We start from the raw sequence: 11320 nt of genomic DNA on the forward strand, positions 1-11320 counted from the left end.
GACCAGCGCACCGATGGCCGACGATTACAGCTACCGCACCTCTGCCAGCGCCGCCGCGGCGCCGCGCTCCGGCGTGCGCACCCGCGCGGTGATCGGCACCGCAATACTGGCCTTCCTCGTTGGCGGCGGAGCGGTTGGCTATGCCCTGTGGCAGGGGCTGGTGCCGCCCACCCTGATGCCGCCCGCCGCGGTGGTCGCCAAGGCCGAAGGACCCGCCGTGCCGGTGCGCGCTCCGGCCGCCAGCCCCGATCCTGCCGCGCTGGCCGCACGCCAGGATGCGCTCGAGGTGCGCGCCGCGGCCCTGGCCGAGCGGCTCGACTCGCTCCAACTGATGGCCGGGGCCGCGGCAGGCAACGCGGCGCGGGCCGAAGCCCTGCTGGTCGCCCTCGCCGCCCGCCGCGCACTCGACCGCGGTACCGCACTCGGCCTGCTCGAGGACCAGTTGCGGCTGCGCTTCGGCAACAGCCAGCCCAACGCGGTGGCAACCGTGATCGACGCCGCGCGCGAGCCGGTCACGCTCGCCCAGCTGGTCGCCGGGCTCGACGATCTGGCCCCCACCCTGACCACACCGCCCGCCGCGGCCGGATCGTGGGATCGACTCAAGGCCGAGCTGGCCGGACTGTTCGTGATCCGGCGCGCCTCCGCGCCGACGCCCGAGCCCACCGCGATCCTGCGGCGCGCGCGGATCCTGCTGGAGGAAGGGCGCAGCGCCGACGCCATGGCCGAGGTCCGCCGCCTCCCCGGCGCGCCCGGTGCCGCCGCCTGGCTGGCCGCGGTGCGCCGCTACGACGGCGCGCGCCGCGCGCTCGACGTGCTGGAGACCGCGGCGCTGATCGAACCGCGCGGGCTGCGCGATGCCAAGGGAGCCGCGGTCGGGACCACGCCGGCGCGGGCGCCGGCCGAGGGGGCCGCCACGCCGGTCCCCACGGCTCCGGCCGGCTGAGCCGCGATCACTTCACCACGTCGGCCTCGTGCCAGACCACGGCCTGCGCCACCTTGATGCAGTCCATCCCGCCGTCGTAGGTGATCGATGGCGAACCGTAGAGCCGCCAGCCCTGCGCCAGCGCCTCGGACACGCGCTCGCAGAAGGCGCGGTCGTCCTTGCCGGTGAGCAGGCGATAGATCGGGCGGTCGTCGGGGGTCTGGTGCATGGCGGCAATCAAGCCCTCCGCAGGGGGTGCTGTCAACCGCGTCGGCCGGACTAGCCGGGATGGCGGGCAAACCCGGGGCGGTGGCACAGGCTGACGGGTTGCGGCGCCCCGCTGACCCTGAAGCGCACGGCGCAGCACTGGCACCCTTCCTCATGCTGCACGACCGACCCCCGTTCGCGGCGAACCCAGGGCCGCGCACGGAGCATCGCAAGAACGCCGCTAGAGGATGTACTTGCTGAGATCGGCATTGCGCGCCAGCCCGTCGAGCCGGGTCCGGACATAGGCCGCGTCAATGGTCACGGTCTCACCGGCGCGGTCCTCGGCCTCGAAGCTGAGCTCCTCGAGCAGCTTCTCCATCACCGTCTGAAGCCGCCGCGCGCCGATGTTCTCGACCGTCTCGTTGACCTGCGCAGCAATGCGCGCCACCTCGCGGACGGCCTCGGGGGTGAAATCGATGGTCACCTGCTCAGTGCCCAGCAGGGCCTTGTACTGGGTAACCAGATTGGCCCGGGTCTCGGCGAGGATACGGACGAAGTCGTCCTCGGTCAGGCCCTGCAGCTCGACCCGGATCGGCAGGCGGCCCTGCAGTTCGGGCAGCATGTCGCTGGGCTTGGCGACGTGGAATGCGCCCGAGGCGATGAACAGCACGTGGTCGGTCTTCATCGGCCCGTACTTGGTCGCCACGGTGGTGCCCTCGATCAGCGGCAGCAGATCGCGCTGCACGCCTTCGCGGCTGACCGAGCCGCCGCGCACGTCGCTGACCGCGATCTTGTCGATCTCGTCCAGGAACACGATGCCGTTGGTCTCGGCATTGAGCAGCGCGACGCGGGCGACGTCGTCCTGGTCCATGCGCTTCTCGGCCTCCTCGTCGACCAGCTTGTCCCAGGCATCGGGCACCTTGAGCTTGCGCCGCTTGAGCGGGCTGCGGCCCATCGCCTTGCTCATCATGTCGGACAGGTTGATCATGCCGACATTGCCCGGCATTCCCGGCAGCTCGAAGGGTGCAGCCGGGGTATCTTCGACCTCGATCTCGACCTCGACGTCGTTCATCGCGTTCTCGACGATGCGCTGGCGGAAGCTCTCGCGGGTCGCCTCGCTGGCCCCGTCGCCGACCAGGGCGCGCAGCAGGCGGTCCATCGCCGCCTTGCTGGCGGCCTCGCGCACCGCTTCGCGGCGGCGCTCCTTCTCGAGCCGGATCGCCTCCTCAGCAAGGTCGCGAGCGATCTGCTCGACGTCGCGGCCGACATAGCCGACCTCGGTGAACTTGGTCGCCTCGACCTTGACGAACGGGGCGTCGGCCAGCTTCGCGAGACGGCGGCTGATCTCGGTCTTGCCGCAGCCCGTGGGCCCGATCATCAGGATGTTCTTGGGGGTTACCTCGTCGCGCAGCTCGGGCGACAGGCGCTGCCGGCGCCAGCGGTTGCGCAGCGCGACGGCGACGGCCTTCTTGGCCTCATGCTGGCCGATGATGTGCTCGTCGAGCGCGGCGACGATCGCCTTGGGGGTGAGGGAGTCTTTCATCACAATTCCTTCTCCCCTCCCGCAAGCGGAAGGGGACAGACGGTCAAATGCTTTCCACGGTCACCCGGTCATTGGTGAACACGCAGATATCGGCCGCCACCTGCATGGCCTTGCGGGCGATGGTCTCAGCGTCGTTTTCATAGGCGTCGAGCGCGCGGGCCGCGGCGAGCGCATAGTTGCCGCCCGAGCCGATCGCCGTGATGCCGCCTTCAGGCTCCAGCACGTCGCCGTTGCCGGTCAGGACCAGCAGGGTCTCGGCATCGGCCACGATCATCAGCGCTTCCAGATTGCGCAAGTACTTGTCGGTGCGCCAGTCCTTGGCCAGTTCCACCGCGGCGCGCATGAGTTGGCCGCGATGCTGCTCCAGCTTGCGTTCGAGGCGTTCGAACAGGGTGAAGGCATCGGCCGTGGCGCCGGCGAACCCGGCAATCACCTTGCTGTCGCCGATCCGCCGGACCTTGCGGGCATTGGGCTTCATCACCGTATTGCCCATGGAGACCTGCCCGTCGCCGGCGATGACCGTGCGGCCGTTCTTCTTCACCCCGATGATGGTGGTGCCGTGCCACTGGATCAGGCCGTGGCTCGCCCTGCTGTCGTTCATGCCGGGCGATATGGGAACCGCCGCGGCAGGATCAAGCGCCGAAGCTCAGCTGCCGTTCGGTCCGGTGCCGGTGTTGCCGCCCTGTGCCGGACCACCCATGCCGGCCGCGCCGACCGCGCCGATGTTGCCGAACAGGTCCTCAAGGAAGCTGCGGTCGCGGCCGAGCGTCGGGGTCTTGTGCCCATCGGGATCGAGCCGGACAACCTTTTCTACCCCGCGCTTGTCGATGCCGCTGACATTGCCGGCATCGTCGAAGGTGATGCGCAGGATCGTCTGCTGCTTGGGCTGCGGGCGGGTGAAGGCCGCCTGGCGGGTATCGATCGAGACGTAGTACCAGGCCGGCGCGCCGAACTGCGCAACGAAGGTCGGCCGGCCCAGCGTGCGCTCGACCGAGAGCTTGTTGTCCACCCCGGGCTGGACCGAATCGATCAGCGCCTGGTCGATCAGGTAGCCGCGATGATCCTGGATCGAGGAGCAGCCGGCGAGTGCCGCCAGCACTGCCCCGCCCATCACCAGCCGTGAGAAGACCTGCATGTTCACCCGCATCCTTGCGCACCCTGTCCCTTGGCCCCATGGCCGGGAGGGCCGGTTGCCAAGCGCCGGCAACCGCCTATATCGCAGCCAGCCTTAGGGCGCCCGGCACGAACCCGCAAGGACGCTTGGCGCGCGGCACTTGAATCGGCCGTGAACGGCTGAGGCTCAAGCAACCCTGTCGAGAAAGACTGGCGCATGGCGTTCCTCTCCCACCTGTTCAAGTCGCGCAACGACGATCGCGCTCCGTACCGGCCGCTGTGGCACCGCATCGTCGAACTGGCCCGCGATCCGCGCTGGTTCGCCCCGGCGGCGCGGGATGGCGGCGGGATCGCCGACACCGTGGCGGGCCGGTTCGACACGATCACCCTGGTGCTCTGCGCCGCGCTGCTGCGGATGGAGCGCGAGCCCGCGCTGATGACCCCGTCGGTGCGGGTGACCGAGCTGTTCGTCGACGACATGGATGGCCAGCTGCGCGAGAGCGGCGTGGGCGATCTGGTGGTGGGCAAGCACATCGGCCGGCTGATGAGCGTGCTCGGCGGCCGGCTCGGCGCGCTGCGCGAGGCGCTGGCCGCGGCCGATCCGGCGGCGCTCGAGGAGGCCATCGCCCGCAATGTGACACTGGGCGAAGACGGCCGCCCCGCGCGAATCGCCGCCCTGCTGCGCGGCCTCGCGGGCAGCCTCGCGCAGGTGTCGGCCGAGGATCTGCTCGCCGCGCGGATCACTCTGCCGTGAGCCTCGCGGCCGACCGCCCGGAGTTCAGCCGGATGATCGACCTGCGCCAGATCGGCGCGGCGCCGCTGGACCTGGTCGCCGATGCCGCGGAATGCGGCGCGCTCGCCGCGCGGTTCGATCTGGTCGCGATCGAGCGGCTCGAGGCACGGGTGTCCCTCGTGGCCGAGGATGCCACCGTGACCGCCAGCGGCACACTGCGCGCCGCCTGGATCCAGTCCTGCGCGGTTTCGGGCGAGGACCTGCCGCAGGCGACCGAGGAGCCCCTGGCGCTGCGCTTCGTCCCCGCCACCGACGATCCGGCGCCCGACAGCGAGATCGAGCTGACCGCCGACGACTGCGACGACATTCCCTACAGCGGGACCCAGTTCGATCTGGGCGAGGCGATCGCCCAGTCGCTCGGGCTGGCGATCGATCCCTTCGCCTGTGGCCCCCAGGCCGAGGCCGCCCGGCGCGCCGCCGGGATTCTGCCGGAGGAAGCCACCGGCGCCTTTGCCGGGCTGGCCGCGCTCAAGCTGGGCAAGGACTGACCCGGCCCCGCGCCGCTCAGCCGAAGGGAGCGTAGAGCGTCCGGCCGTGGGCCTTGAGCCAGGTGTTGGCCACCGCCAGATCCTCCTCGAACAGCGTCGCCAGCAGGGCATGGAAGCGCGGCGAGTGGTCGAAGTGGACCAGATGGGCGACCTCGTGCGCGACCACCGAGCGCCGGACCGCGTCGGGCGCCAGGGCCAACCGCCAGTTGAGCCGCACCACCCCGCCGGTCGAGCACGATCCCCAGCGGCGCTGCGCGCTGGTCAGGGCCAGCGGCGGCAGCGAGACCCCAGCGCGCGGCGCATAGTCGGCCAGATCGGCCTGGAACAGGCTGCGCGCCTCGGCCTGGACCCAGCGCCGCAGCCGCGGCACCAGCGATTCGACCGCGCCGCCAACCCGGATCGCCGCCGGCTCGAGCGTCACCCCGCGACGGGCGGTGGCATCGTGGAGCAGGAGCCGCGGCACTCCGCGCCACGGCAGGCTTGCCCCGGGGGCAAGCGGCTGCGGCGGGACCAGCCGCTCGAGCTGGCGCTCGAGCCAGTCCTGGCGCGAACGCGCAAACTCCAGCGCCTCGCCGGTCGGGGTCCAGCGCGGGATCGTGATCCGCACCGCACTGCCATCGGGCGCGAGCCGCAGGGTCAGCCGCCGGGCATGGGCCAGCCGCCGCACCTCGACCGGCACCTCGCGCCCGGCCAGCGTCAAGGTGACGGCCCGGCGCGGATCGCGGCGCAGCCAGTCAAGCATGGCGGGTCCAAGGCGGCACGGTCTCAGTCATCGTCCTCATCCCGGACGCGCTCGACCTCGAGCGGCTCCTCGTCACCCCAGTCGATGTGCTGTTCGAGCGGCCCGGCGATCGTCTCGCTGATCACCCGGCCGATCACCGAGACACCGGCGGCCCGCACCGTAGCGGGATTGCCGCTCAGCAGCGGATGCCAGCCGGGCAGCGGCGCACCGTCGGCGCGCAGGCGGTAGGCGCAGGTGGCGGGGAGCCATTCGAGCTGGCCGGCCAGGGCCGGGGTCAGCCGCACGCAATCGGGCACGTAGCGCCGGCGGTTGGCATAGTCGCTGCACCGCGCCGTGCGGAGGTCGAGCAGCTTGCAGGCCACGTTGGTCGGCCAGACCCGGCCGCTGTCGGCATCCTCGACCTTGTGCAGACAGCATTGGCCGCAGCCGTCGCACAGGGCCTCCCACTCGGCCCGGTCGAGGCGGTCCAGCGGCAGGTCCCAGAACCGTTCCCTCACCTCACCGTTCTCTCACCGGGCCGGTCCCTCACTTCACCCACTTCGCCAGCTCGGCGGCGACCGCGGGCGGGCCCTTCTGGTCGCCCAGATCGGCAGGCAACAGGGCGATCGGGCGTCCGTCGGGATCCATCAGATAGGCCGCGCGGCTGTGGTCGACCAGATAGCCGCCGCCGGGCAGGTCCTTGCCGCGGGCGTGATAGACCGCGAAGGCGCGCGCCGCCTCGTCGACCTGCTCCTGGCTGCCGGTCAGGGCGAGCAGGGGCGCGCCGAAGGCATCGGCGAACTCGCCCACCCGCGCCGGGGTGTCGCGCACGGGATCGACGGAAATGAAGATCGGCTGGACCATCGCGGCCTCCTGCGGATGCTCCTTGGCGAACTGCCGGTAGCCCTTCATCAGGACCGCCACGTCGGTCGGGCAGACATCGGGGCAGAACGTGTAGCCGAAATAGACGATCCGCCAGCGCCCGTTGAAGCTGCCCCAGGTCAGGGTGCGACCGCTGCGGTCGACCAGGGTAAACTCGCCGCCGATCTTGGCGCCGGCCAGCGGCGGTGTCTCGGGCGGCTGCTGACAGGCCGCCAGTCCGGCGAGCGGGCCAAGCGCGAGCAGCGCGGCGGCAGCCCGGCCGAGGGCGGCCCGGCGGAGGGCATTACGGCCAAGAGGGAAGCGCGGGGGGTTGGTCATGGCGTGGCGGTTCATGCTCTGCTAAACCGCGCTCTGCAAGGCAGGATTCCGGTCTCGCGCCGGCCACGGACGGCCAGCGGTGCAGTGCAGACAGGGAATCGCAGGGTGATGACGGAGCAGATGGTGCGGATGGTGGCAAGGTTCGGGCGCGGAGTAGTGGCGGCGGCGCTGGCCATGGCGGTGGTCCTTCCCGCACCGGCGGGTGCGCAGATGATGAGCGTGGGCTACAAGTTCCTCGAGGCGGTCAAGAAAAAGGACGGCGAGGCGGTCGAGAAGGCGCTGGCCGACAGCGCCACGATCATCAACACCCGCGATGTCACGACCGGCAACGGCGCGCTGCACCTGGTCACCCAGCGGCGCGATTTCACCTGGCTGAACTTCCTGCTCTACAAGGGCGCCAACGCCAACATCCGCAACGATCGCGGGGTCACCCCGCTGGGAATCGCGGTGAGCCTGGCCTGGCCCGAGGGCGCGCAGCTGCTGCTCGACAAGGGGGCGCGGGTCAACGATCCCGACGACAATGGCGAGACCCCGCTGATCGCCGCCGTCCACCAGCGCAACATCGAACTGGTGCGCTTGCTGCTCAAGGCCGGGGCCGATGCCGGGCGGGCCGACAACTCGGGCCGCAGCGCGCGCGACTATGCCGCTCTGCTGGGTGCGGAAAGCAGCATCACCAACGAGATCGAGGCCGCCGCCAAGGCCGCCGCCAAGCGCAAGCAGAACAGCTACGGGCCGAGCTTCTGACATGACCATCGTGATGGATCCTGCCGACATGACGCTGGACGAACTGCGGCTCGCGCTGGCCCCTGAGATTGCCTCGGCGGCCATGTTCGATGGCTGGACCACCGCGGCCGTGACCCATGCCGCCGAGGCGTTCGGGGTCGATCCGGCAACGGCACGGCTGGCTTACCCTGACGGGGCGATGGACATGATCGTGGCCTGGATCGAGCGGATCGACGCCGACATGGCCGCCGCCCTCCCCGCGGCGACCCTGCAGACGCTGCCGGTGCGCGAACGGATCCGCAGCCTCGTGCAGTTCCGTCTCGATGCGCTGGCCGGGCTTGACGAGGCAGTGCGGCGGGCGCTGTCGATCATGGCCCTGCCGCAGAATGCGGCGCGGGCGGCGCGGCTGTCGTGGGGCAGCGCCGATGCGATGTGGCGGCTGGCCGGCGATACGGCGGCGGACTACAACCATTACACCAAGCGGGCGACGCTGGCGGCGCTCTACGCGGCCACGCTGCTGGCCCATGTCAACGACCGCAGCGAGGACAAGGCCGAGACCCGCGCCTTCCTCGATCGGCGCATCGCCGGGGTGATGCGGTTCGAGAAGGCCAAGGCCCGGTGCACACGGCCTAGCGACGAGACCTTCAGCGTGACCCGCCTGGTCGGGCGGCTGCGCTATCCGGCGCGGTGAGCCTGGCGGCGATTGATCCCGGTCAAGGCCAGCCCGGCCCGAGCCAGGGCATGGGAAGCCCGGGGAGCACTGCCAACCGCCATGCTTATTGAGAATGACTTGCAATTGATTCGCGCATCTGGCAGCGCGGACCGATGACCCTCGACCTGCTCCCGATCGGCCAGGATGCGCGCATCGTCGCGGTCGACTGGGCCGCGCTCGTGGCCGAGGAAGCCCAGCGGCTGCAGGCGCTCGGGCTCGATGCCGGGGCGCGGGTCAGCGTGGCCCACCGCGGCGTTTTCGCCGGACGCGATCCGCTGGCGATCACGGTCGGCCGGATGACCGTGGCGCTTCGCCGGGTCCATGCCCGCGCGATGCAGGTCGAGCCGGTATGAGCCGGCTGCGCACCGCCGCGCTGGTGGGCAATCCGAACGCGGGCAAGAGCGCGCTGTTCAACGCGCTCACCGGGGCGCGCCAGAAGATCGCCAACTATCCCGGCGTCACGGTCGAACGGAAGGCGGGACGGCTGATCCTGCCCTCGGGCGAACCGGTCGAGCTGACCGACCTGCCCGGCTCCTACGGGCTGCATGCGACCAGCCCGGACGAGGAGGTGACGGCCCGGGTAATCCTTGGCCAGTATCCCGGCGAGACCATGCCCGAAGTGCTGGTGGTGGTGCTCGACGCCTCGAACCTCGAGCAGCATCTGGTCTTTGCCCAGGAGATCATCGCGCTCGGCCGCCCGACGGTGGTGGCGCTGAACATGGTCGACCTCGCCGAGCGCGACGGGCTGGTGCTTGATCCCGCCGCGCTGGAGCAGGCGCTCGGCGTGCCGGTGATCCCCACCGTGGCCGTGCGGCGGCGCGGGCTCGACGCGCTGGCCGCGGCGATCGCCTCGGCCGAAGCCCGCGCGGCGCGCGACCCGGGCGATCATCACCGCCCTTCGACCGACCTGACCGAACGGCGCGTCACGGCCCAGGCCATCGCCCGCGCCGCGATCGTCTCGGAAACCCGCCAGCACCGGCTCCATGCCCGCATCGACCGCGTGTTGCTGCATCCCTGGCTGGGACCGGTGATCCTCTTCGCGCTGCTGTTCGTGGTGTTCCAGGCGGTCTTCGCCGGGGCGACGCCCTTCGCCGATGGACTCGAGGCGGCAGCCGGCGGGTTGCACGACGCGGTGCAGGGCGCGATGGCCCCCGGGCTGGTTCGCGACCTCATCACCGAGGGAGTGATCGCCGGGGTCGGCTCGGTCGTGGTGTTCCTGCCGCAGATCGTGATCCTGTTCTTCTTCATCCTCGCCATGGAGGCCTCGGGCTACATGGCGCGGGCGGCCTTCCTGATGGACCGGATGATGGCCGGTGTCGGCCTCTCTGGCCGGAGCTTCATTCCGTTGCTGTCGAGCTTCGCCTGCGCGATTCCGGGGATCATGGCGACCCGCAGCATCACCGACCCGAAGGACCGGCTGACCACGATCCTGATCGCACCGATGATGACCTGCTCGGCCCGGCTGCCGGTCTATGCCGTGATCATCGCCGCCTTCATCCCCAACCGGGCGGTGGGTCTGGGCATCGGCCTGCAGGGACTGGTCCTGTTCGCGCTCTACGTCGCCGGCGTCGTCGGGGCCATGGCCGTGGCGCTGCTGCTGCGCCGCTCGGTTACCAAGGGCGCGGCCTCGGGCTTCATCATGGAGTTGCCGAAGTACCAGATGCCGCGCGCCAAGGACCTGTTCATCGGCCTGTTCCAGCGTGCCTGGATCTTCCTGCGCCGGGCGGGGACGATCATCTTCACGGTCACCGTGGTGCTCTGGCTGCTGCTCAACTTCCCCCGCGCGCAGGACGGACAGGACCAGGTCGACGCCTCTATCGCCGGGCAGATCGCCAACGGTCTCGCGGTGGTGGTGGAGCCGATCGGCTTCAACCGCGACATGGCGCTGGCGCTGATCCCCGCCATGGCCGCGCGCGAGGTGGCGGTGAGTTCGCTCGCCACGACCTATGCCGTAGCGGCGGCCGACGACGAAGCGGGCGCGCAGCAGCTCGGCGCCCAGCTCAAGGCGCACTGGACCCTGCCGATGGCGCTCGCCTTCCTCGCGTGGTTCGTCTTCGCACCGCAGTGCATGAGCACGATCGCCGTCACCCGGCGCGAGACCAACGGCTGGCTCTGGCCAAGCTTCATGCTCGCCTACCTGTTCGGCCTGGCCTATCTCGCCGCCGGAATCACGTTCTGGGCGGCCACGGCGGCGGGGCTGTAGCGCGCCCGACTTTGCTGGCGGACCGGTCCGCTCGCCCTCGGATCCCTCCACGATCGTCATCCCGAAGGTGTTTCGGGACAACGGGCGGCAGACTGAATGGCACTCTCCGGGATCGCCGGGAGAGATGTCTCCACCCCGGGGGAAAACCCGGCTCCGGCAACTGGCCGCGCCGCCGATCATTGGATAGTCCTCCGCTCCGTATTCTGAGAGGACACGATTCGATGGCTGGCAGCGTGAACAAGGTGATTCTGGTGGGCAACCTCGGGCAGGATCCCGAAGTCCGCTCGTTCCAGAACGGCGGCAAGGTCTGCAACCTGCGCATCGCCACCAGCGAGACGTGGAAGGACCGCAATTCGGGCGAGCGCCAGGAGCGCACCGAGTGGCACACCGTGGCGATCTTCTCGGAAGGCCTGGTCGGAGTGGCCGAACGCTTCCTCAAGAAGGGCAGCAAGATCTACGTCGAGGGCCAGCTGCGCACCCGCAAGTGGCAGGACCAGTCGGGCAATGACCGCTATTCGACCGAGGTGGTGCTGCAGGGCCCCGGGGCCGTGCTGACCATGCTTGATGGGGCCGGCGGCGGCCAGGGTGGCGGCCGGTCCGGCGGCTACGATGGCGGTGCTGGCGGGGGCGGCGCCGGCGGAGGGGGCGGCGGCTTCGGCGGCGGCCGTTCGGGCGGCGGCGGCGCGGCCGGTGGC

At 70.7% G+C, this 11320-nt stretch carries 15 protein-coding genes; 8 read left to right on the top strand and 7 right to left on the bottom strand.

Translation table 11 applies throughout. From position 1 onward, the window contains the following. Window positions 1-13: 13 nt before the first annotated feature. Window positions 14-943 (top strand): hypothetical protein, encoded by a 930-nt coding sequence (locus H7F53_RS16135; RefSeq protein WP_185680539.1) that lies wholly within the window; start codon window positions 14-16, stop codon window positions 941-943. A 7-nt stretch (window positions 944-950) separates the two neighbouring features. Here the strand turns inward: H7F53_RS16135 and H7F53_RS16140 are convergent, their stop codons facing one another. The 4 genes from H7F53_RS16140 to H7F53_RS16155 all read right to left on the bottom strand — a co-directional run bounded on the left by H7F53_RS16140 (window position 951) and on the right by H7F53_RS16155 (window position 3807). Continuing rightward, window positions 951-1151, bottom strand: a complete 201-nt coding sequence (locus H7F53_RS16140) for a DUF1737 domain-containing protein (RefSeq protein ID WP_185680540.1) — start codon at window positions 1149-1151, stop codon at window positions 951-953. A 219-nt stretch (window positions 1152-1370) separates the two neighbouring features. Beyond that, window positions 1371-2672, bottom strand: a complete 1302-nt coding sequence (hslU, locus tag H7F53_RS16145) for an ATP-dependent protease ATPase subunit HslU (protein ID WP_185680541.1) — start codon at window positions 2670-2672, stop codon at window positions 1371-1373. 43 nt (window positions 2673-2715) lie between these two features. Continuing rightward, entirely contained in the window at window positions 2716-3273 is a 558-nt protein-coding gene (hslV, locus tag H7F53_RS16150; protein WP_281384827.1) for an ATP-dependent protease subunit HslV, read from the bottom strand. Window positions 3274-3318: 45 nt separating this feature from the next. Further along, window positions 3319-3807 (bottom strand): outer membrane protein assembly factor BamE, encoded by a 489-nt coding sequence (locus H7F53_RS16155; protein ID WP_246438956.1) that lies wholly within the window; start codon window positions 3805-3807, stop codon window positions 3319-3321. 195 nt (window positions 3808-4002) lie between these two features. Between H7F53_RS16155 and H7F53_RS16160 the strand changes: the two genes are divergently transcribed. Continuing rightward, window positions 4003-4539: a ubiquinol-cytochrome C chaperone family protein gene (locus H7F53_RS16160; protein ID WP_185680543.1), complete on the top strand. Its 537-nt coding sequence runs from the start codon at window positions 4003-4005 to the stop codon at window positions 4537-4539. Next, complete coding sequence (locus H7F53_RS16165) at window positions 4536-5066, top strand: YceD family protein (RefSeq protein ID WP_343062114.1); 531 nt, start codon at window positions 4536-4538, stop codon at window positions 5064-5066. The genes H7F53_RS16160 and H7F53_RS16165 overlap by 4 nt, the downstream gene beginning before the upstream one ends. A gap of 16 nt (window positions 5067-5082) precedes the next feature. Here the strand turns inward: H7F53_RS16165 and H7F53_RS16170 are convergent, their stop codons facing one another. From H7F53_RS16170 to H7F53_RS16180, 3 genes are read right to left on the bottom strand one after another with little or no spacing between them, the layout of a single operon-like run. Next, the gene (locus tag H7F53_RS16170) at window positions 5083-5808 is read right to left on the bottom strand and encodes a M48 family metallopeptidase (RefSeq protein ID WP_185680544.1); all 726 of its coding nucleotides are present in this window, start codon (window positions 5806-5808) and stop codon (window positions 5083-5085) included. A 23-nt stretch (window positions 5809-5831) separates the two neighbouring features. Continuing rightward, the gene (locus tag H7F53_RS16175; RefSeq protein ID WP_185680545.1) at window positions 5832-6305 is read right to left on the bottom strand and encodes a YcgN family cysteine cluster protein; all 474 of its coding nucleotides are present in this window, start codon (window positions 6303-6305) and stop codon (window positions 5832-5834) included. Between the two features lie 28 nt (window positions 6306-6333). After that, the gene (locus H7F53_RS16180; RefSeq protein ID WP_185680546.1) at window positions 6334-6987 is read right to left on the bottom strand and encodes an SCO family protein; all 654 of its coding nucleotides are present in this window, start codon (window positions 6985-6987) and stop codon (window positions 6334-6336) included. A gap of 108 nt (window positions 6988-7095) precedes the next feature. Between H7F53_RS16180 and H7F53_RS16185 the strand changes: the two genes are divergently transcribed. The 5 genes from H7F53_RS16185 to ssb all read left to right on the top strand — a co-directional run. Next, window positions 7096-7731, top strand: coding sequence for an ankyrin repeat domain-containing protein (locus H7F53_RS16185; protein WP_246438957.1), 636 nt, complete (start codon window positions 7096-7098; stop codon window positions 7729-7731). A gap of 1 nt (window position 7732) precedes the next feature. Then, window positions 7733-8401 carry a COQ9 family protein gene (locus tag H7F53_RS16190; RefSeq protein WP_185680547.1) on the top strand — a complete coding sequence of 223 codons (669 nt, stop codon included), beginning with the start codon at window positions 7733-7735 and terminating at the stop codon, window positions 8399-8401. Window positions 8402-8535: 134 nt separating this feature from the next. Then, window positions 8536-8775 carry a FeoA family protein gene (locus H7F53_RS16195; protein ID WP_185680548.1) on the top strand — a complete coding sequence of 80 codons (240 nt, stop codon included), beginning with the start codon at window positions 8536-8538 and terminating at the stop codon, window positions 8773-8775. Further along, on the top strand, window positions 8772-10625 hold the full coding sequence (gene feoB / locus H7F53_RS16200) for a ferrous iron transporter B (protein WP_185680549.1): 1854 nt from the start codon (window positions 8772-8774) through the stop codon (window positions 10623-10625). Before H7F53_RS16195 ends, feoB begins: the two co-directional genes overlap by 4 nt. A gap of 221 nt (window positions 10626-10846) precedes the next feature. Beyond that, the coding region (ssb, locus tag H7F53_RS16205) for a single-stranded DNA-binding protein (protein ID WP_185680550.1) at window positions 10847-11320 on the top strand (474 nt) is incomplete at its 3' end.

It is taken from the genome of Novosphingobium piscinae (assembly GCF_014230355.1).
GTDB classification, from domain to species: domain Bacteria; phylum Pseudomonadota; class Alphaproteobacteria; order Sphingomonadales; family Sphingomonadaceae; genus Novosphingobium; species Novosphingobium piscinae.